13 protein-coding genes, 1 tRNA gene and 1 rRNA gene are annotated in these 20774 nt (G+C 70.2%); 12 read left to right on the top strand and 3 right to left on the bottom strand.

The features are described 5' to 3' along the window. From rrf to ACZ7DL_RS06915, 3 genes are all read left to right on the top strand, one after another. Positions 1–93: ribosomal RNA gene (gene rrf / locus ACZ7DL_RS06905) — 5S ribosomal RNA — on the top strand; the annotation flags it as partial. Positions 94–207: 114 nt separating this feature from the next. Then, positions 208–870, top strand: coding sequence for a DegT/DnrJ/EryC1/StrS family aminotransferase (locus tag ACZ7DL_RS06910; RefSeq protein ID WP_470772772.1), 663 nt, complete (start codon positions 208–210; stop codon positions 868–870). Between the two features lie 84 nt (positions 871–954). Next, positions 955–1027, top strand: a tRNA-Thr gene (locus ACZ7DL_RS06915). A 48-nt stretch (positions 1028–1075) separates the two neighbouring features. Here the strand turns inward: ACZ7DL_RS06915 and ACZ7DL_RS06920 are convergent. Beyond that, entirely contained in the window at positions 1076–3835 is a 2760-nt protein-coding gene (locus tag ACZ7DL_RS06920; protein ID WP_470772016.1) for a SpoIIE family protein phosphatase, read from the bottom strand. Positions 3836–4245: 410 nt separating this feature from the next. Between ACZ7DL_RS06920 and ACZ7DL_RS06925 the strand changes: the two genes are divergently transcribed. From ACZ7DL_RS06925 to ACZ7DL_RS06965, 9 genes are all read left to right on the top strand, one after another. Beyond that, positions 4246–9705, top strand: coding sequence for a HAMP domain-containing protein (locus tag ACZ7DL_RS06925; RefSeq protein WP_470772017.1), 5460 nt, complete (start codon positions 4246–4248; stop codon positions 9703–9705). Between the two features lie 292 nt (positions 9706–9997). Continuing rightward, positions 9998–10675, top strand: coding sequence for a response regulator (locus ACZ7DL_RS06930; protein ID WP_470772019.1), 678 nt, complete (start codon positions 9998–10000; stop codon positions 10673–10675). 147 nt (positions 10676–10822) lie between these two features. Next, positions 10823–13585, top strand: a complete 2763-nt coding sequence (locus tag ACZ7DL_RS06935; protein ID WP_470772020.1) for a DNA translocase FtsK — start codon at positions 10823–10825, stop codon at positions 13583–13585. 281 nt (positions 13586–13866) lie between these two features. Continuing rightward, positions 13867–14709 (top strand): helix-turn-helix domain-containing protein, encoded by an 843-nt coding sequence (locus ACZ7DL_RS06940; protein WP_470772022.1) that lies wholly within the window; start codon positions 13867–13869, stop codon positions 14707–14709. Positions 14710–14815: 106 nt separating this feature from the next. Beyond that, complete coding sequence (gene rimO / locus ACZ7DL_RS06945) at positions 14816–16288, top strand: 30S ribosomal protein S12 methylthiotransferase RimO (protein WP_470772024.1); 1473 nt, start codon at positions 14816–14818, stop codon at positions 16286–16288. Then, positions 16285–17055, top strand: a complete 771-nt coding sequence (gene pgsA / locus ACZ7DL_RS06950; RefSeq protein WP_470772025.1) for a CDP-diacylglycerol--glycerol-3-phosphate 3-phosphatidyltransferase — start codon at positions 16285–16287, stop codon at positions 17053–17055. Before rimO ends, pgsA begins: the two co-directional genes overlap by 4 nt. Continuing rightward, positions 17052–17597 carry a CinA family protein gene (locus ACZ7DL_RS06955; protein WP_470772027.1) on the top strand — a complete coding sequence of 182 codons (546 nt, stop codon included), beginning with the start codon at positions 17052–17054 and terminating at the stop codon, positions 17595–17597. Before pgsA ends, ACZ7DL_RS06955 begins: the two co-directional genes overlap by 4 nt. Positions 17598–17706: 109 nt before the next feature. Continuing rightward, positions 17707–18081 (top strand): helix-turn-helix domain-containing protein, encoded by a 375-nt coding sequence (locus tag ACZ7DL_RS06960; protein WP_470772029.1) that lies wholly within the window; start codon positions 17707–17709, stop codon positions 18079–18081. Between the two features lie 194 nt (positions 18082–18275). Then, the gene (locus tag ACZ7DL_RS06965; protein WP_470772031.1) at positions 18276–18746 is read left to right on the top strand and encodes a Dps family protein; all 471 of its coding nucleotides are present in this window, start codon (positions 18276–18278) and stop codon (positions 18744–18746) included. Positions 18747–19077: 331 nt separating this feature from the next. Here the strand turns inward: ACZ7DL_RS06965 and ACZ7DL_RS06970 are convergent, their stop codons facing one another. Together ACZ7DL_RS06970 and ACZ7DL_RS06975 are read right to left on the bottom strand one after the other, a co-directional pair. Next, positions 19078–19842 carry an SDR family NAD(P)-dependent oxidoreductase gene (locus ACZ7DL_RS06970; RefSeq protein WP_470772033.1) on the bottom strand — a complete coding sequence of 255 codons (765 nt, stop codon included), beginning with the start codon at positions 19840–19842 and terminating at the stop codon, positions 19078–19080. Between the two features lie 65 nt (positions 19843–19907). Beyond that, the gene (locus ACZ7DL_RS06975) at positions 19908–20753 is read right to left on the bottom strand and encodes an Fpg/Nei family DNA glycosylase (protein ID WP_470772035.1); all 846 of its coding nucleotides are present in this window, start codon (positions 20751–20753) and stop codon (positions 19908–19910) included. Positions 20754–20774: the final 21 nt, after the last annotated feature.

Below are 20774 nucleotides of genomic sequence, written 5' to 3' on the forward strand. Positions count from 1 at the left end.
ACGCCCGGTTACATACCGAACCCGGAAGCTAAGCCTCACAGCGCCGATGGTACTGCAGGGGGGACCCTGTGGGAGAGTAGGACGCCGCCGAACAAATTTTGATAAAGGTCGGATCCTGAACTTCGGTTCAGGGTCCGGCCTTTTTCTGTTGTGCGTAACGTGTCGTTCACGTTGCGAGCACAGCATCCAGACATGGGAACTGCAGCAATGCTCAGGGCCGCCGGCGTCGGAGTCGGTGACGAGGTCGTCGTGCCGGCCTTCGGGAACGTCGAAGTCGCGCAGGCCGTGACCCTGGCCGGTGCGCTCCCGGTGTTCGCCGACATAGACCCGGTGACCTACTGCCTCGGTCCGGACGGGGTCGAGACGGCCATAACCTCCCGCACGGCCGCCGTTGTTGTCGTGCACCGCTTCGGACGGCGGGCCGACATCAGGCGGTTGCACGAGCTCGGGCAGCGGCACGGGGTGCTGGTGCTGGAGCAGGGCGAGTCCGAGGCGCCGTACGACGAGATAGCCCAGCGCAGGGAGCGGGCCGCTTATCTCGACGCCAAGTTGAAGGGCGTTCGGACGCCGGACGGCGGTGACGGGCACACCTACCAGCAGTACGTCGTGCGCGTGCCCGGGAACGGCCGGCCGGACCGGGACGCCTTCGCCCGCGCCTTGCGCGCCAAGGGAGTCGAGTGCCGGGTGCCGGTGAAAACGCCCGTGCACCGGCTGCCGGAGTTCCGGCGGTGCGTGCCGTTGCCGGAGACCGAGGCGGCCGCCGACGTAACGCTCGCCCTGCCCGTGGACGCCGCGCTGACCAAGCGGGAGATGCAGCGCATCGTGTCCGCCTGCAACGCCCTCGGCGGTCTGCTTCAGCCCGCCTTCTGACCGGGCACCGAACGAATTTGGGAACTGAGGCCTGCTCGGGGTACAGTTTCTTCGTCGCCGCGAGGGAAACCTCGAAAACGACAGGCCCCTATAGCTCAGTCGGCAGAGCGTCTCCATGGTAAGGAGAAGGTCAACGGTTCGATTCCGTTTGGGGGCTCCGGTAAAAAGGCCCCACCCTTTCGGGTGGGGCCTTTTTCGTGCTTCCTCACACCTGCTGGTGGATTCCCTGGACCCGCATCGCCAGAATCGCCATGTCGTCCGACGGGGCGTCCGAGGCGAAGCGCTCCACCGCGCGCATGATGCGTGCCGCGACCGCGCCCGCCGTCAGACCCGTGCACGTGGTGAGGACGTCGGCGAGGCCGTCGTCGCCCAGCATGCGCGAGCCCTCCCGGCGTTCGGTCACGCCGTCCGTGACGCAGAGCAGCACGTCACCGGGGTCGAGGGTGACCGTCTCCTCGTACAGCTCCAGGTCCTCGATGACGCCGAGCAGCGGCTGCGGTTCGGCCGCCGCCACCACCGTGCCGTCCTGGCGCAGGCGCAGCGGCAGCGGGTGGCCGGCGCAGACCACCTTCAGCTCGGCGCTGCCGTCCTCCTGGGTGCGCAGCTCGCCGTAGAGGAGGGTCAAGAAGCGGCTGCGGTCCCCTTCGTCGAGGATCGCGGAGTTCAGGCGCTCCAGCACGGCCGGGCCGGACAGGCCCTCGCGGGCCAGCAGGCGCAGGGCGTGCCGGGCCAGGCCGGTGACCGCCGCCGCGTTGGGGCCCGTACCGCAGACGTCGCCGATGGCGAAGCCGTAGGCGCCGTTGCCGATCGGAAAGACGTCGTAGAAGTCGCCGCCGACCTCGTTGCCTTCGCCGGCCGCGCGGTAGATGACCTCGACCTCGACGCCGTTGATCTGCGGCAGGCCGGGCGGGAGCAGGCTGCGCTGGAGGGACTGGCTGATGGCCGTGCGCTCCGAGTACAGACGGGCGTTGTCCAGGGCGAGGGCAGCCCGGCGGCTCAGGTCCTCGGCGAGTTCCAGGATCTCCTGGCGGAAGTGCTCGTCGGTGGGCTTGCCGAGGGTCAGCATGCCGATGACGCGGTTGCGGGCGACGAGTGGCAGGACGACCGTCTCCCCGCCGACCGCGGAGGCCGTGGCGAGCGTCGGGCCGATGCCGGAGGCGACCTGGCGGGTGGGGCCCCCGGTCAGGCCCAGGCTCCGCATGGAGCTGCGCAGGGCAGCCTGGTGGGCGACCTCGCCCGGGGCCGTCCAGACGCGGGCGCCGGGCGTCGGCACCGGGTCCGGCGCTGGAACCTTCGACAGCAACGACTTGATGCCGTCGATGAGTTCCTCGTCCTCGTGCAGCACGTACGACAGGTACGGCTCGGACGCCTGGTCGGCGATGGTGTACACCGCGCACCAGGTGGCCAGGGTCGGGACCGTCATCTGGGCCATCAGAGCCAGGGTCTGGTCCCGGTCCAGGGTGCCGGCCAGCAGGTCGGACGCCTCGACCAGGAAGCTGAGGGAGCCGCGGCGCAGCCGTTCCAGTTCGCCGAGGCGGGCCGACTCGACGGCCAGGGCGATGCGGTCGGCGGCGAACTGGAGGCGCAGCGCCTCCTCGTTGGTGTAGCGGCCGGGCGCCTCGGCCGCGACGCCGAGGGAGCCGGTGAGGCGGCCCTCCACCTTCAGCGGGACGGTGACGACCGAGCGCATGCCGGTGCCGGCGAGCAGCGGTACGGCGCCGGGGACGGCGGCGAGGTCGTCGTGGACGGCGGGCATGCGGGCGGAGCCGTAGCGTCCGGGGCCCGCCTCTACGGGCACCCGCGCGAAGCGCTGCCGAGCGGAGGGCAGGCCGGTGGAGGCGCGCACCTCCAGTTCCGTCTCGTCGTCGGTGGCGAGCAGCAAGAAGGCGGAGTCGCCGTCGAGCATGTCCCGGGCCCGCTCCACCGTGCGCTGGAGCAGGCCGTCGAGGTCGTCCGGGGCGGGGGAGCCGATGAACACCTCGAAGGGGTCGGCGCTCTGTCCGTCGGAGGACGGGGGCTGGTCGCCGGCCGGGACGCGGGGCGGTGTCTGGAGGACGGCGCGTTCGTGGTCGCGGACCAGGAGACAGACGGTGGAGGGCTCGCCTCCGGTGTCGCGGACCCTCAGGTGGGAGGCGTACACGTGGGCCACGCGGCCGTCGGCGCCGCGGATGCCGTAGGTGCCCTCCCAGCGGGAGAGCTGGAAGGCCTCGGCGATGCCGGTGCCGGTGCCCGGGGTGTGCGGCCAGGCGGCCAGGTCGGTGAGAGGCTTGCCGATGACGTCGTTCGCCGGGTAGCCGAACAGTTCCTCCGCGTCCTCGTTCCAGGCGCTGATGGTGCCCTTCCGGTCGACTTGGAGGACGGCGACGCGGACCCGGCCGTCGGCGAGCGGGAGCAGGTCGGCCGGCAGGGCCGGGCCGGCTGCGCGCGTGCCGACCGGGCGTTCGGGGAGGTTGAGCTGGAACCAGACGTTCTTGTGCGTGGGCGTGTAGTCCACGCCCCAGCGGGTGGCCAGGGCCGCGCAGAGCTGGAGTCCGCGGCCGCCCTCTCGGTCGGGGCTGCCCATGGCGGCGGGGGAGCTCTGGAGGGGCACCTCGCGCTCCGGGTAGCGGTCGGAGACCTCGATGCGCACGCCGTCCTCGGTGCGCAGGCACAGCACGTCCGCGTGCGTGCCCGCGTGGACGACCGCGTTGGTCACCAGTTCGCTGGTGAGAACGACCGCGTCGTCCACGATGTCGGCGAAGCCCCAGCCCTGGAGGGTGTCGCGGACGAAGGAGCGGGCGGTCGCGACCGATCGTCCGACGGGCTCGAAACTGGCGGCCGCGCGCGCGGTGATCACAGAACTCCTCGGCCGGTTGTCGACGTGCTGGGCTGCCCGGGCGGGCGGCTCGCGCCGCTGCTGCGGCATCAGCTCGCCCGTCGGCTGTGGCTCCGGGGGCTGTCCCCCGGGGATCAGTCCGGTGGTCATGTGTCCGGCCGCCCCTCCGATGCCCGCTCGTACTCGTGCCACCGCCCAGGCCGGTCGGACCGGTGCGGCTGGACAGCCGCATGCAAGGTTACTTACCTTCGCCGTCCGAGCGGATGCCGGTCGCCGGTGTTTACGCCCCCAGGGTGTGCGGAGGGTGTGCGAAGCTGCCGAACTGTTATGGCCTGGTTCGGCCGGGGTGAAACACTGGGCAAGCTTCTGATGAAGGTCGGGTCGGGCTGCGTGTGTTCCGTGCGCGGCGGGCAGCAGCCCCTGGTGTGGCCGGATCTCGTCTGGCAGAAATACGCAGAAGTAACCGGTACGCGGAAGTAACCGGTATGCCGATGACCGGCACACCGGGGCCGAAGCGGCCGAGCACAGCAGTAACGGTCTACCCCTCCGGGAGGGACACAGTGGAGTCTGGCGCGGCGACGCGAGGCAGGAAGACGCGCGCGAAAGGCGAACCGTCCCTCGGCAGGAGCGGTGGGACCACCGAGGTGGACACGGCTGCCCTGAACCGGCTGCTGGTGGCGCTCGTGGCGATGCGCGACGGCAACTTCCGCAAGCGGCTCACGGTGTCCGGGGACGGCGTGATGTCGGAGATCGCGGCCGTCTTCAACGAGGTCGCGGACCGGAATCTGCATCTGACCGGTGAGCTGTCGCGGGTGCGGCGCATGGTGGGGCGTGAGGGAAAGCTCACGGAACGGCTGGAGACGGGGGCCTGCGAGGGCTCCTGGGCGACGGCCATCGACAATTCCAACGCGCTCGTGGACGATCTCGTCCGGCCCGTCTCCGAGGTCGGCCGGGTACTGACGGCGGTCGCCGAGGGCGATCTGTCGCCGCGCATGGAGCTGCGCACGCAGGCGCCGGACGGCGGCACCGGGCACCCGCTGCGGGGTGAGTTCCTCAAGGTCGGCCGTACCGTCAACAACCTGGTCGACCAGCTGTCGACGTTCACGGACGAGGTCACGCGCGTGGCCAGCGAGGTCGGCACCGAGGGCAAGCTCGGCGGCCAGGCCCGAGTGCGCGGTATGTCCGGTTCGTGGAAGGACCTGACCGAGTCCGTCAACACCATGGCGGACCGGCTGACGGCCCAGGTGCGGGACATCGCGCTGGTGACCACGGCGGTCGCCAAGGGTGATCTGTCCCGCAAGGTGACCGTCCATGTCGCCGGCGAGATGCTGGAGCTGAAGAACACCGTCAACACGATGGTGGACCAGCTGTCGGCCTTCTCCTCCGAGGTCACGCGGGTGGCCCGGGAGGTGGGCACCGAGGGCATCCTGGGCGGTCGCGCGCAGGTGCCCGAGGTGGCCGGTGTGTGGAAGGAGCTGACCGACTCCGTCAACACGATGGCGGGCAACCTGACCGCCCAGGTGCGGGGGATCTCACAGGTCACCACCGCGGTCGCCAACGGTGATCTGTCCCAGAAGGTGACCGTTCCGGCGCGTGGCGAGGTGGCGCAGCTCGCCGAGACGATCAACCAGATGACGGAGACGCTGCGGATCTTCGCCGACGAGGTCACGCGCGTGGCGAACGAGGTCGGCGCGGAGGGACGGCTCGGCGGGCAGGCGAACGTGCCGGGCGCCGCGGGTACGTGGAAGGACCTGACGGACTCCGTCAACACGGTGTTCCGGAACCTGACCACGCAGGTGCGGGACATCGCCGCCGTGACGACCGCGGTGGCCAGCGGTGACCTGTCGCAGAAGGTCACGGTGGACGTGGCCGGCGAGATGCTGGAGCTGAAGAACACCGTCAACGGCATGGTGGACCAGCTGTCGGCGTTCGGTGCCGAGGTGACGCGGGTCGCGCGGGAGATCGGTGTCGAGGGTGAGCTGGGCGGTCAGGCGCAGGTGCCGGGGGCGGCCGGTACGTGGAAGGACTTGACGGACTCCGTCAACACCGCGTTCCGCAACCTCACCGGGCAGGTCCGCAACATCGCCCAGGTGACCACGGCGGTGGCCAACGGTGACCTGTCGCAGAAGGTCACCGTGGACGTGTCCGGTGAGATGCTCCAGCTGAAGAACACCGTGAACACGATGGTGGACCAGCTGTCGAGTTTCGCCGACCAGGTCACGCGGATGGCCCGGGACGTGGGCACCGAGGGCCGGCTGGGCGGTCAGGCCCGGGTGGACGGCGTCTCCGGTACGTGGAAGGAGTTGACGGACTCCGTCAACTTCATGGCCGGCAACCTGACCTCCCAGGTACGGCAGATCGCCCAGGTGACGACGGCGGTGGCGCGCGGTGACCTGTCGCAGAAGATCGACGTCGACGCGCGCGGCGAGATCCTCGAGCTGAAGAACACGATCAACACGATGGTCGATCAGCTGTCCGCCTTCGCCGACCAGGTGACCCGGGTGGCGCGCGATGTGGGGACGGAGGGCCGCCTCGGCGGGCAGGCCCAGGTGCCCGGCGTCGCCGGTGTGTGGCGGGACCTGACCGACTCCGTGAACGGCATGGCCGGCAACCTCACGGCTCAGGTCCGCAACATCGCGCAGGTCGCCACGGCCGTGGCGCGCGGTGACCTCTCCCAGAAGATCACCGTGGACGCGCGCGGGGAGATCCTGGAGCTGAAGAACACCCTGAACACGATGGTCGACCAGCTGTCGTCGTTCGCCCAGGAGGTCACGCGCGTGGCCCGCGAGGTGGGTACGGAGGGCATGCTCGGCGGTCAGGCCGAGGTGCAGGGGGTCTCCGGTACCTGGAAGGACCTCACGCAGTCCGTGAACTTCATGGCGAACAACCTGACCATCCAGGTGCGCAACATCGCCGAGGTCACGACCGCGGTCGCCAAGGGCGACCTGTCGAAGAAGATCACTGTTGACGCGAAGGGCGAGATCCTTGAACTCGTCACGACGGTCAACACCATGGTCGATCAGCTCTCGAGCTTCGCCGAGCAGGTGACCCGGGTGGCCCGTGAGGTGGGTACCGAGGGCATCCTGGGCGGCCAGGCGCACGTACCGGGCGTGACCGGTATCTGGAAGGACCTCAGCAACAACGTCAACCTGATGGCCAACAACCTGACCATGCAGGTGCGGAACATCTCGCAGGTGGCCGCGGCCGTCGCCAACGGTGACCTGACCCGGCAGGTGACGATCGAGGCGCGCGGTGAGGTCGCGCAGCTCGCCGACACCATCAACACCATGGTGAAGACGCTCAGTTCGTTCGCCGACCAGGTCACCAAGGTGGCCCGCGAGGTGGGTACGGACGGCATCCTGGGCGGCCAGGCGCACGTACCGGGTGTGGCCGGCACCTGGAAGGACCTCACCGAGTCGGTGAACCAGATGGCGTCCAACCTGACCGGTCAGGTGCGCAACATCGCCATGGTCACCACGGCCATCGCCAAGGGTGACCTGACGAAGAAGATCGACATTGACGCTCGCGGTGAGATCCTCGAGCTCAAGACGACGATCAACACGATGGTCGACCAGCTGTCCAGCTTCGCCGAGGAGGTCACGCGTGTGGCCCGCGAGGTGGGTACGGAAGGGCAGCTGGGCGGTCAGGCACGCGTGCGTGACGTCGACGGCACCTGGCGCGACCTGACCGAGTCCGTGAACGAGATGGCCGGGAACCTGACCCGGCAGGTGCGTGCCATCGCGCGCGTGGCGACCGCGGTGACCCGCGGTGACCTGAACCTGAAGATCGACGTCGACGCCTCCGGCGAGATCCAGGAACTCCAGGACTACATCAACAAGATGATCGCCAACCTGCGCGACACCACGATCGCCAACAAGGAGCAGGACTGGCTCAAGGGCAACCTGGCCCGCATCTCCGCGCTCATGCAGGGCCGCCGGGACCTGGAGGACGTGGCGTCGCTGATCATGAGCGAGCTGACGCCGGTGGTGTCCGCGCAGCACGGCGCGTTCTTCCTGGCGCTGCCGCTCGCGGACGGCAAGGACGTAGGTGGCGGCCAGGACGGCTACGAGCTGCGGATGCTGGGCTCGTACGGCTACTCGATGGGCTCCATGCCGACGTCGTTCCGGCCCGGTGAGGCGCTGATCGGCACGGCTGCCCAGGAGAAGCGCACGATCCTCGTGGACAACGCGCCCAGCGGCTATCTGAAGATCTCCTCCGGGCTCGGCGAGGCCCCGCCCGCGCAGGTGATCGTGTTGCCGGTGCTGTTCGAGGGCAAGGTGCTCGGCGTGATCGAGCTGGCGTCCTTCACGCCGTTCACGCAGATCCAGAGGGATTTCCTCAGCCAGATCGCCGAGATGATCGCGACGAGCGTCAACACCATCTCGGTCAACACCAAGACCGAACAGCTGCTCAAGCAGTCGCAGGAGCTGACCGAGCAGCTGCGGGAGCGGTCGGCGGAGCTGGAGAACCGGCAGAAGGCGCTCCAGGCCTCCAACGCCGAACTGGAGGAGAAGGCCGAGCTGCTGGCCCGGCAGAACCGGGACATCGAGGTGAAGAACACCGAGATCGAGGAGGCCCGGCAGGTCCTGGAGGAGCGTGCCGAGCAGCTCGCGGTGTCGATGCGCTACAAGAGCGAGTTCCTCGCCAACATGTCGCACGAGCTGCGCACGCCGCTCAACTCGCTGCTGATCCTGGCGAAGCTGCTCGCCGACAACGCCGAGGGCAACCTGTCGCCGAAGCAGGTGGAGTTCGCCGAGACCATCCACGGTGCCGGCTCCGACCTGCTCCAGCTGATCAACGACATCCTCGACCTGTCGAAGGTCGAGGCGGGCAAGATGGACGTCTCCCCGACGCGGATCGCGCTGGTCCAGCTCGTGGACTACGTGGAGGCCACTTTCCGGCCGCTGACCGCGGAGAAGGGCCTGGATCTGTCCGTACGGGTCTCTCCGGAGCTGCCGGCGACCCTGCACACCGACGAGCAGCGGCTGCTTCAGGTGCTGCGCAACCTGCTGTCCAACGCGGTGAAGTTCACCGACTCCGGGTCGGTGGAGCTGGTGATCCGGCCCGCCGGTGCGGATGCGCCGCAGTCCATCCGGGAGCAGCTGCTGGAGGCCGGTTCGCTGGCCGACCCGAACGGCGACCTGATCGCGTTCTCGGTGACCGACACCGGCATCGGCATCGCGGCCAGCAAGATGCGGGTGATCTTCGAGGCGTTCAAGCAGGCGGACGGCACCACCAGCCGCAAGTACGGCGGCACCGGCCTCGGCCTGTCGATCTCGCGGGAGATCGCGCAGCTGCTCGGCGGTGAGATCCACGCGCAGAGCGAACCGGGCCGCGGTTCGACGTTCACGCTCTACCTGCCGCTGTACCCGAGCGAACTGCCGCCGCAGGGTTACCAGCAGTCGGTGCCCGCGCTGGAGGCCGGCGATCTGGTCGCCTCCGAGGCGCACCGGTCCTTGGAGCTGTCCGCGGTGGAGATCGAGACGCCGGCCGAGGTGAAGTCGTACCAGGAGACGCAGAACGGTGCCGCCGCGCTCTTCAGGCGCCGCAGGCGGAGCCTGCCCGAGGAGGTGCGGCGGTCCGAGCAGTGGGTGGGGGTCGCCGAGCAGGAGAGCGTGCCGCAGCACGCCCGCGCGGTGCGGTTCGGCGGCGAGAAGGTGCTGATCGTCGACGACGACATCCGCAACGTGTTCGCGCTCACCAGCGTCCTGGAGCAGCACGGCCTGTCGGTGCTGTACGCCGAGAACGGCCGTGAGGGCATCGAGGTGCTGGAGCAGCACGAGGATGTGGCCGTCGTACTGATGGACATCATGATGCCCGAGATGGACGGGTACGCGACGACCACGGCGATCCGCCGCATGCCGCAGTTCGCGGGGCTGCCGATCATCGCGCTCACCGCGAAGGCGATGAAGGGCGACCGGGAGAAGGCGATCGAGTCGGGTGCCTCCGACTATGTCACCAAGCCGGTCGACCCGGACCATCTGCTGTCCGTGATGCGTCAGTGGATGACCGAGGAGTGATCGCGGGGCGCGCGGCGGCGGGCGTGGCCGGATCGGACGCGCACGGTGGGGGAACCTCTGGCGTGCGCGAGGAGTTGCTGCATGATGAAGGCTGGCACCGTGTGGGAATCCCGGATTCCGGGAACCTTCCGGTGTCCGGCCGCGTTTCCGCTGTGTGCACAGTGACATCACGGTGACAGGGTGTGGCGACAAGCGGGGTGCGGCTACGATGACCGGCACAAGGACGGGCGGCGAAAGGGAGTCGTCCCCTGGGGCGGCGCCCGGTGTACCGCCGGGGCGAGGAGGGCGGGCCATGGTGCAGAAGGCCAAGATCCTCCTGGTCGATGACCGGCCGGAGAATCTGCTGGCGCTGGAGGCCATCCTCTCTGCGCTCGATCAGACGCTGGTGCGGGCATCGAGCGGGGAGGAAGCGCTCAAAGCACTGCTCACGGACGACTTCGCGGTCATTCTGCTGGACGTCCAGATGCCGGGCATGGATGGGTTCGAGACCGCCGCGCACATCAAACGGCGTGAGCGGACCCGGGACATCCCGATCATTTTCCTCACGGCGATCAACCACGGCCCGCACCACACCTTCCGGGGCTACGCGGCGGGTGCGGTGGACTACATCTCCAAGCCGTTCGACCCGTGGGTGCTGCGCGCGAAGGTTTCGGTTTTCGTCGAGCTGTACATGAAGAACTGTCAGCTGCGCGAACAGGCGGCGCTGCTGCGGCTTCAGCTGGAGGGCGGCGGCAAGGGCGGGGTCCCCGGCAAGGAGTCGGCCGGGCTGCTCGCCGAGCTGTCCGCGCGGCTCGCGGCCGTCGAGGAGCAGGCGGAGGCGCTGTCCAAGCAGCTGGACGACGACTCGGCGGACGCGGCGGCGGTGGCCACGGCAGCTCATCTGGAGCGCAAACTCACCGGATTGCGCCGGGCGCTCGACGCCCTGGAACCGGGCACGGGCGGCAGCGCCTCGGTGCCCTCGCAGAACTGACGTGGGCCGGCTCCCCAGTTGCCGATGAGCGCGCGTCACTTCCGGGGATGAGCGTGCGTCAGTTCCGTGCCCGTGCAAGCACGACACGAACGGGTGAAGCCGTGGGCACGCGTGTCCACTGTCGTCTCCCCCGGTAACCTCACACCCATGGCCTCACGTCCCTCCGCAGCCAAGAAGCAGCCCGCCAAGAAGGCGGCGGCTCCCGCGAAGGCTCCGGCGAAGAAGGCCGTCGCGAAGAAAGCCCCGGCCAAGAAGGCGCCCGCCAAGAAGGTGGCGGCCAGGAAGTCCGCGCCCCCGAAGCCGGCACCCAGCCCCACCGGGGGCGTGTACCGGCTCGTGCGCGCCCTCTGGCTCGGCCTCGCGCACGCCGTCGGCGCCGTATTCCGCGGCATAGGGCAGGGCGCGAAGAACCTCGATCCGGCCCACCGCAAGGACGGCGTCGCGCTGCTGCTGTTCGGCATCGCGCTGATCGTCGCGGCCGGGACCTGGGCGGACCTGCGAGGTCCCGTCGGCGACCTGGTGGAGATCCTCGTCACCGGCGCCTTCGGCCGGCTCGACCTGCTGGTGCCGATACTGCTCGCGGTGATCGGCGTACGGTTCGTCCGGCACCCGGAGAAGCCGGAGGCCAACGGGCGGATCGTGATCGGCCTGTCCGCACTCGTCGTCGGCGTGCTCGGCCAGGTCCACATCGCCTGCGGCTCGCCCGCGCGCAGCGCCGGCATGCAGGGCATAAGGGACGCCGGCGGCCTGATCGGCTGGGCGGCGGCCACCCCGCTGACGTACACGATGACCGACGTGCTCGCCGTACCGCTGCTGGTACTGCTGACGATCTTCGGACTGCTCGTGGTGACCGCCACCCCGGTCAACGCCATCCCGCAGCGGCTGCGGACGCTCGGCGTGCACCTGGGCGTGCTGCCCGACCACGACGACGACCAGCTCATCGCGGACGACGAGCACTACGACGAGCAGTGGCGCGAGGCGACGCCCGCGCGCCCGCGCAGGCGCTCCAGCGCCCCGCCGGTGTTCGACCCCGGCAGCGCCGAGGAGGAGGCCCTCGCACAGCGCCGCGGGCGCCCCAGGCGCTCCGCGGTGCCCCAGCCGGATCCCCAGCGCCAGCTGGACGCCGTGGACGTCGCCGCGGCCGCCGCGGCCGCGCTCGACGGCGCCGTCCTGCACGGCATGCCGCCGTCGCCGCTCGTCGCCGACCTCACCCAGGGGGTCGCCGCGGGCGAGCGCGAGGACACCACCCCGGTGCCCACGCCGACACCCGCGGCGGCGTCCACGCCGACGCCCGTCACCGCGCCGGTCCCGGCACCGGCAGCCCGCCCGAAGCAGGAGAAGGTCACGACCGGGTCCGTCCCGGACCTGACCAAGAAGGCCCCCGACGTGCCCCGGGAGCTGCCCGCGCGCGCGGAGCAGCTCCAGCTGTCCGGTGACATCACCTACGCGCTGCCCTCCCTGGACCTGCTCCGGCGCGGCGGCCCCGGCAAGGCGCGCAGCGCGGCCAACGACGCGGTCGTCGCCTCGCTCACCCAGGTGTTCACGGAATTCAAGGTCGACGCGGCCGTGACCGGCTTCACCCGCGGCCCGACGGTCACCCGCTACGAGGTCGAGCTCGGCCCCGCCGTGAAGGTCGAGCGGATCACCGCGCTGACCAAGAACATCGCGTACGCGGTGGCCAGCCCGGACGTGCGGATCATCAGCCCGATCCCGGGCAAGTCCGCGGTCGGCATCGAGATCCCGAACACCGACCGGGAGATGGTCAACCTCGGCGACGTGCTGCGCCTCGCGGAGTCCGCGGAGGACGACGACCCGATGCTGGTCGCCTTCGGCAAGGACGTCGAGGGCGGCTACGTCATGCACTCGCTGGCGAAGATGCCGCACATGCTGGTCGCCGGCGCCACCGGCTCCGGCAAGTCGTCCTGCATCAACTGCCTGATCACCTCGGTCATGATGCGGGCGACCCCGGAGGACGTCCGGATGATCCTGGTCGACCCCAAGCGCGTCGAGCTGACCGCCTACGAGGGCGTCCCGCACCTGATCACGCCGATCATCACCAACCCGAAGCGAGCCGCCGAGGCACTGCAGTGGGTGGTCCGCGAGATGGACCTCAGGTATGACGACCTGGCCGCCTATGGGTACCGGCACATCGACGACTTCAACCGCGCGGTGCGCGAGGGCAAGGTCAAGCCGCCCGAGGGCAGCGAACGGGAGCTCCAGCCGTACCCCTACCTGCTGGTGATCGTGGACGAGCTGGCCGACCTGATGATGGTCGCCCCCCGTGACGTCGAGGACGCGATCGTGCGCATCACCCAGCTCGCGCGCGCGGCCGGCATCCACCTGGTGCTCGCCACCCAGCGCCCGTCGGTCGACGTGGTCACCGGCCTGATCAAGGCCAACGTGCCCTCCCGGCTGGCCTTCGCCACCTCCTCGCTGGCCGACTCCCGGGTCATCCTCGACCAGCCCGGCGCCGAGAAGCTCATCGGCAAGGGCGACGGGCTGTTCCTGCCGATGGGCGCGAACAAGCCGACCCGTATGCAGGGCGCGTTCGTCACCGAGGAGGAGGTCGCGGCCGTCGTCCAGCACTGCAAGGACCAGATGGCGCCCGTCTTCCGGGACGACGTCACCGTGGGCACCAAGCAGAAGAAGGAGATCGACGAGGACATCGGCGACGACCTGGACCTGCTGTGCCAGGCGGCCGAGTTGGTCGTCTCCACCCAGTTCGGCTCGACGTCCATGCTCCAGCGCAAGCTGCGCGTCGGCTTCGCCAAGGCCGGCCGGCTCATGGACCTCATGGAGTCGCGCAACATCGTGGGACCGAGTGAGGGCTCCAAGGCACGTGACGTTCTCGTGAAGCCTGACGAGCTGGACGGCGTGCTCGCGATGATTCGTGGGGAGTCAGAGGGGTGAGGGACGAAGGGCCGTTCGACGGAAGTCGGTTACGCCGGGTGGCGGCATCACCGTGATGCACCCGTTAGAGACGGGTGAGCAACCCTTTCCCTTTGTCATACGTCCAGTTGAGCGAGAGGACAGGTAGGCATCTCATCCTGGGGTACCTGCCTGTCGTGTCATCGGAATGTCGGGCCATTCCGATGGCGTACAAAGTCCTACCGCCCGGTTGCCCCACCCTTTCGTACCCCCCCTAGACTGAGCTTCCAGCACAGGTGGCTACACGCTCGAAAGGCGCCCCCGTGTCCATCGGCAACTCCCCTGAAGACGAGCGTCCATTCCGAGACGAGTCCCAGGAAGCCCGACCTTCCGTGGGCCGCGCCCTCCAGCAGGCGCGGATCGCGGCCGGGCTCACCGTGGACGATGTCAGCAGCGCCACTCGTGTCCGTATCGCCATCGTGCACGCCATCGAGGCGGACGACTTCGCCCCCTGCGGCGGCGACGTCTACGCCCGGGGGCACATCCGTACGCTGGCCAGGGCCGTCCACCTCGATCCCGAGCCGCTGATCGCCCAGTACGACGCCGAGCACGGCGGCCGTCCCGCACCCACCCCCGCCGCACCCCTGTTCGAGGCGGAGCGGATCCGGCCCGAGCGGCGCGGCCCGAACTGGACCGCGGCGATGGTCGCCGCGATCGTCGTCGTGATCGGGTTCGTCGGGTTCACCGCCTTCAAGGGCGGCGGCGACTCCGGCGACTCGAAGTCGCAGGTCGCCGAGGGCGGCACGCCCGCCGTGAGCACGTCCGCCTCGCCGAAGCCCAAGAAGGAGAAGCCCGCCGAGCCGACCGGCGAGCCCTCCGACAGCGCCATCGCCGCCGCCCCCCAGGACAAGGTGACCGTCCAGGTCAGCGCGCCCAACGGACGCAGCTGGATCTCGGCCAAGGACCACAACGGCCGGATGCTCTTCGACGGGCTGCTCAAGAAGGGCCAGTCCAAGACCTTCCAGGACAGCTCCAAGATCAACCTGATCCTCGGCGACGCGGGCGCGATCGAGCTGTACGTCAACGGCAAGAAGATCGAGGACACCTTCCGGCCCGGCGCGGTGGAGCGCCTCACCTACACGAAGGGCGACCCGGTGGCGGGCTGACCGGCCGTGCCCGGCGGATGCGGGTGCGGGGGATGTGACGGAGTCGGCCAAGATCGGCCAACCCCGTCGACGTGGGCTGTCAGTGAGACAAAGTAGTCTTGAGCCCATGCCTGAACGCCGTACCGTCGCACTCGTCACTCTCGGCTGCGCTCGTAACGAGGTGGATTCCGAGGAGCTCGCAGGCCGTTTGGAGGCGGACGGCTGGCAGCTCGTCGAGGATGCCGCGGACGCCGACGTCGCCGTGGTCAACACCTGTGGCTTCGTGGAGGCCGCCAAGAAGGACTCCGTCGACGCCCTGCTGGAGGCCAACGATCTCAAGGGCCATGGGAGAACCCAGGCCGTCGTGGCGGTGGGCTGCATGGCCGAGCGGTACGGCAAGGAACTGGCCGAGGCGCTGCCCGAGGCCGACGGTGTCCTCGGCTTCGACGACTACACGAACATCTCCGACCGCCTCCAGACCATCCTGTCCGGCGGCGTCCACGCCTCGCACACCCCGCGCGACCGGCGCAAGCTGCTGCCGATCAGCCCGGCCGAGCGCCAGGAGTCGGCCGCGTCGGTGGCGCTGCCCGGCCACGGCCCGGCCGACCTCCCGGAGGGCGTCGCCCCCGCCTCCGGCCCGCGCGCGCCGCTGCGCCGCCGCCTGGACGGCTCCGCGGTCGCCTCGGTCAAGCTCGCCTCGGGCTGCGACCGGCGCTGCTCCTTCTGCGCCATCCCGTCCTTCCGCGGCTCCTTCATCTCCCGCCGCCCCAGCGACGTCCTCAACGAGACCCGCTGGCTGGCCGAGCAGGGCGTGAAGGAGATCATGCTGGTCTCCGAGAACAACACCTCCTACGGCAAGGACCTGGGCGACATCCGCCTGCTGGAGTCCCTGCTGCCGGAGCTGGCCGAGGTCGACGGCATCGAGCGGGTGCGGGTGAGCTACCTCCAGCCGGCCGAGATGCGCCCGGGCCTGATCGACGTCCTGACCTCGACGCCGAAGGTCGCCCCGTACTTCGACCTGTCCTTCCAGCACTCCGCGCCGGACGTGCTGCGCGCCATGCGCCGTTTCGGCGACACGGACCGCTTCCTGGAGCTGCTCGACACCATCCGGAACAAGGCGCCCGAGGCCGGCGTGCGCTCCAACTTCATCGTCGGCTTCCCCGGCGAGTCGGAGGCGGACCTGGCCGAGCTGGAGCGCTTCCTGAACGGCGCCCGGCTGGACGCCATCGGTGTCTTCGGCTACTCCGACGAGGAGGGCACGGAGGCGGCGACGTACGACAACAAGCTGGACGAGGACGTCGTCGCCGAGCGGCTGGCGCACATCTCCCGGCTCGCCGAGGAACTCGTCTCGCAGCGCGCCGAGGAGCGTGTCGGCGAGACCCTGCGGGTCCTGGTGGAGTCCGTGGACGAGGAGGAGGGCGTCTACGGCCGTGCCGCGCACCAGGCGCCGGAGACCGACGGCCAGGTGCTGCTCACGAGCGGCGCGGGCCTGAGCGTCGGACGTATGGTCGAGGCGAAGGTGGTCGGTACGGAAGGTGTCGACCTGGTGGCCGAGCCGCTGACCGGCTCGCTCGCGTGTAGTGAGGAGGCGGGCAGATGACCGGAGTCCCGGCATCCGCCGCGGGCGGCTCCTCCGGCGCGCACGGTGCCAGGGGTTCCGCCGCCGCTGCCGACGGTGCCCGGTCCGAGGACTCCGGTTCTGCTTCGGGTCCGGCCACGGCCCCCGAGGGCGGCGGCAAGTCCGCGCGCGGCGGGAAGATCGCGGCCGCTGCCGTCAACCAGGCCAGCGTCTGGAACGTCGCCAATCTGCTGACGATGCTCCGGCTGCTCCTCGTGCCCGGCTTCGTGGCGCTGATGCTGGCGGGCGGCGGCTACGACCCGGCCTGGCGCTCGCTGGCCTGGGCCGCCTTCGCCGTCGCGATGATCACCGATCTGTTCGACGGGCATCTGGCGCGCACCTACAACCTGGTCACGGACTTCGGGAAGATCGCCGACCCCATCGCCGACAAGGCGATCATGGGGGCGGCGCTCATCTGTCTGTCCGCCCTGGGCGATCTGCCGTGGTGGGTGACGGCCGTGATCCTGGGCCGTGAACTCGGCATCACGCTGCTGCGTTTTCTGGTCATTCGCTACGGCGTGATCCCCGCCAGCCGGGGCGGCAAGCTGAAGACGCTCACCCAGGGCGTGGCCGTCGGGATGTACGTCCTGGCGCTGACGGGGTGGCTGGCCACGATGCGGTTCTGGGTGATGGCCGTGGCGGTCGTCCTGACCGTCGTCACCGGCCTCGACTACGTAAGACAGGCCATTGTGCTGCGCCGTCGGGGAATCGCCGAGCGCGCGGCGGCGTTGGAGGAGAAGGAAGCGTGAGTTCCGGGGCCACCGAACTGGTGCGACTACTGACCGTGAGGGGCGAGACCCTTGCCGTCGCGGAGTCGTTGACCGGTGGCCTGGTAGCGGCGGAGATCACCGGCGTACCCGGAGCGTCCAAGGTGTTCCGGGGCTCGGTCACCGCCTACGCCACCGAGCTGAAGCACGAGCTGCTGGGTGTCGACGCCACCCTGCTGGCCCAGCGCGGAGCGGTGGATCCGCAGGTCGCGGGCCAGATGGCGGCCGGAGTCCGGAAGGCCCTGGGGGCCGACTGGGGCATCGCGACCACCGGGGTCGCCGGCCCCGATCCGCAGGACGGCAAGCCCGTCGGGACGGTCTTCGTGGCCGTCGACGGCCCCCTCACCGCCGGGATCGGTTCTGCCGGTGGCGGAAAAGTCGAGGCTCTGCGGTTGAACGGCAGCCGTGCGGAAATTCGTATGGAGAGTGTACGGAGCGTGCTCGCAGTGCTCCTGGAGCAGCTTGCGGGCGAACAGACTGGGAATGAGCGGGCACAGGATACGGAACGGAACGGGGGGTTTTGATGTTTGCAGCCCTGAGTGAACACGACATCGCTCCCCGCACGGCCGCGGCGCAAGGCGGTACGGTGGGGCGAGAAGGATGCGGCTACGCGGTCCGAGGAGGGAGCCACCGATGATTCTGCTCCGTCGCCTGCTGGGTGACGTGCTGCGTCGGCAGCGCCAACGCCAGGGCCGTACTCTGCGCGAAGTCTCCTCGTCCGCCCGAGTCTCACTCGGCTATCTCTCCGAGGTGGAGCGGGGGCAGAAGGAGGCTTCCTCCGAGCTGCTCGCCGCCATCTGCGACGCGCTGGACGTACGGATGTCGGAACTCATGCGAGAAGTGAGCGACGAGCTGGCTCTCGCCGAGCTGGCCCAGTCCGCCGCGGCCACCGAGCCCGTGCCCACGCCGGTCCGGCCGATGCTGGGTTCCGTGTCGGTGACCGGTGTGCCACCGGAACGGGTGACCATCAAGGCACCCGCGGAGGCGGTGGGCGTGGTCGCCGCGTGAGGTTCGCGCGCGTGGCCTGACAACCCGATACGAGTGAGGCCCCGGCCGGCTTTCCAGGGAGACCTGGATGAGCCCGGCCGGGGCTTCTTCCTTGCCGACGGCGCCCAGTGCCCGGTATGCGCCCGTTTGCCGGTGTCGGGCGGTGCGGTCATGGTGAGAGGGATGTGACGGCGCCGAACCACCGGAGGAAGCGGATGTACGTCGTGAAGAGCCCGTTGGCCGACGCCCACCTGAAGATCGTGTCCGAGGCGCTCCAGGGCGCCCTGGTCGACCTGGTGGACCTCTCCCTGGTCGCCAAGCAGATCCACTGGAACATCGTCGGCCCCCGTTTCCGCTCCATCCATCTCCAGCTGGACGAGGTCGTCGCCTCCGCCCGCACCCACTCCGACACGGTGGCCGAACGGGCCTCGGCGCTGGGTGTGCCGCCGGACGGGCGCGCCGCCACGGTTGCCTCCGGCAGCGGCATCAAGGCCGTGCCGGCCGGGTGGATCAGGGACGTGGACGCGGTCGGGGCGATGGTGGACGCGCTCGGCGCGGTGATCACCCGGATGCGGGAGCGCGTGGCCGCGACCGGGGAGCCGGAACCGGTGTCCCAGGACATCTTCATCGGGATCACCGCGGACCTGGAGAAGCATCACTGGATGTTCCAGGCGGAGAACGCGTAGCGGGCGCGGCGGGGGACTGGTTCGGCGGTGCATCGGTGAGCCCGCGGTGCGCCTCCCGTGCGGGACAGGCGACGGTCTAGCGTCCGGCTGGAGGTGATGGCGGGCATGGTGGGGCGGATAGTGCGCCGGGGGGTCGCGCTCGGGCTGGGCGCGGTGTGGTGGTGGGCCGTGCTGCGGCTGGTCGCGGGGGAGGACCCGGGCGTGGTGGAGGGAGCCGTCGTGGCAGGTGGCTGGGGGCTGAGCCTGCTGCCCGTGCACTGCGTACCCCAGGGGCGCGCGACCGGGGCCGTGCCGGCGGGGCGCTGGGTGGCCGCCTGGCGGGTGGGTGACGCTACCAGGGCATCGCCACACCCCCGTTCGGGCGAAGTATCTGGCCCGTCGTGAACGCCGACGCGTCCGACGCCAGATACAGCACGGCATGTGCGACGTCGTCCGGCTCGCCGACCCGGCCCAGTGGTGTCATCCGGGTCATCACCGCCTCGGTGTGCGCCTGTGCCTCGCGGTCGTGCCGGACGGTCATGGGGGTGCGGATCCAGCCCGGCGCGATCGCGTTGACCCGGATGCCGTGCGGGCCGATCTCGGTGGCCAGCGTCCTGGTCAGCTGCACCACGGCCGCCTTGGCCGCGCCGTAGCAGAGCAGCCCGGCCCCGCCGGTGTCCACCGCGCCGGAGGCCATGGTGACGATGCTGCCGCGGGTATCGCGGGCGATCATCAGCCGGGCCGCCTCCTGGCAGGCGTGGAGCACACCCTTGAAATTGACGTTCAGCACCCGGTCGAGATCCTCGTCCCGGGTCTCCAGGACCGGGCTGCTGTGCATGATCCCCGCGATCGCCGCCATCACGTCCAGCCGCTCGCAGGACCGGACCGCCTCACCGAGCCGGGCCCGGTCGGTGACGTCGAGGACGTGGACATGGGCCGCGCCGCCACGGTCCTTGATCAGCGCGGCCGTGCCGTCCAGGCCGGCCGCGTCCCGGTCGGCGCAGTGCACCGTCGCGCCCGCCTCGGCGAGCAGCACGGCGGAGGCCCGGCCGATACCGCCGGCGGCTCCGGTGACGAAGGCGGTGCGTCCGGCGAGGTCGTACGCGGTGAGACCCATGCAGCGACGGTACGAACGTTTCTGACGAGTCGTCAATCAGTGGGGCGGGCTTGAGGCGTGAATGGTCAGCCGGTGCGGCGGGGATAGCGGTCGCGCCACCGTTGCGCTGCGCCTGCCGCGGGCGCGGGACCCGTCTGGCAGGTGGGGCACCAGTACGTGGGACGCTCCTGGAAACCGTCGCCCTGGTCGGCCACCCGGACGGGGGTGTGGCAGCGCAGGCACGGGCGGGGTGCGCGGCCGTAGACGAACAGGTCGTACCGGTGCAGGCCGGTGGTCTGCCGGACCGGGCGGTCGCGGTTCGCCTCCAGGAGCCGCTTGGCCACGCCGGGCAGCTTCTCGGCGCGGTCCGCGGGGAGCGCGCCGGCCGGCAGCCAGGGCGTCACACCGAGCAGGAAGCACAGCTCGCTCTTGTAGACATTCCCGACCCCGGCCAGATTGCGCTGGTCGAGCAGGGCCTCGCCGAGCGGGCGGGCGGGGTCCGCGAGGACGTTGGCCAGGGCGCGCTCCGGATCCCAGTCGGGACCGAGAAGATCGGGGCCGAGATGGCCGACGATCCCCTCTTCCTCGGTCGTGCGCAGCAGCTCCAGCACCTGGAGGCGGTAGCCGACGGCCGCACGGTCGTCGGTGGCGAGGACCACCCGGATCTGGTGCGCCGGTCCGCCCCGCCAGCGCTCGCCCGTGCCGTACACCTTCCAGGTGCCCTCCATGCGCAGATGGGTGTGCAGGGTCAGACCGCCCTCGAAGCGGGTGAGCAGATGCTTGCCGCGCGGGATCGTGTTCAGCACCCTGCGGCCGGTCAGGTCGACCGTCGCGTACTTCGGTACGCGGAAGTCGCTCCGGGTCAGCGCCTTGCCCGCGAGAGCCTCGTGCAGCCGCCGCGCGGCCTGCCAGACCGTGTCACCTTCGGGCATGGGTCAAGGGTGCCACGGGGG

The sequence above is a fragment of the Streptomyces sp. NPDC036984 genome (assembly GCF_055607665.1).

What these genes read in the sequence shown, in the direction of transcription:
- ACZ7DL_RS06910 (WP_470772772.1), top strand. Translation starts at nt 208, where the DNA reads ATGCTCAGGGCCGCCGGCGTCGGAGTCGGTGACGAGGTCGTCGTGCCG.
- ACZ7DL_RS06920 (WP_470772016.1), bottom strand. Translation starts at nt 3,835, where the DNA reads ATGACCACCGGACTGATCCCCGGGGGACAGCCCCCGGAGCCACAGCCG.
- ACZ7DL_RS06930 (WP_470772019.1), top strand. Translation starts at nt 9,998, where the DNA reads ATGGTGCAGAAGGCCAAGATCCTCCTGGTCGATGACCGGCCGGAGAAT.
- ACZ7DL_RS06935 (WP_470772020.1), top strand. Translation starts at nt 10,823, where the DNA reads ATGGCCTCACGTCCCTCCGCAGCCAAGAAGCAGCCCGCCAAGAAGGCG.
- rimO (WP_470772024.1), top strand. Translation starts at nt 14,816, where the DNA reads ATGCCTGAACGCCGTACCGTCGCACTCGTCACTCTCGGCTGCGCTCGT.
- pgsA (WP_470772025.1), top strand. Translation starts at nt 16,285, where the DNA reads ATGACCGGAGTCCCGGCATCCGCCGCGGGCGGCTCCTCCGGCGCGCAC.
- ACZ7DL_RS06960 (WP_470772029.1), top strand. Translation starts at nt 17,707, where the DNA reads ATGATTCTGCTCCGTCGCCTGCTGGGTGACGTGCTGCGTCGGCAGCGC.
- ACZ7DL_RS06965 (WP_470772031.1), top strand. Translation starts at nt 18,276, where the DNA reads ATGTACGTCGTGAAGAGCCCGTTGGCCGACGCCCACCTGAAGATCGTG.
- ACZ7DL_RS06970 (WP_470772033.1), bottom strand. Translation starts at nt 19,842, where the DNA reads ATGGGTCTCACCGCGTACGACCTCGCCGGACGCACCGCCTTCGTCACC.
- ACZ7DL_RS06975 (WP_470772035.1), bottom strand. Translation starts at nt 20,753, where the DNA reads ATGCCCGAAGGTGACACGGTCTGGCAGGCCGCGCGGCGGCTGCACGAG.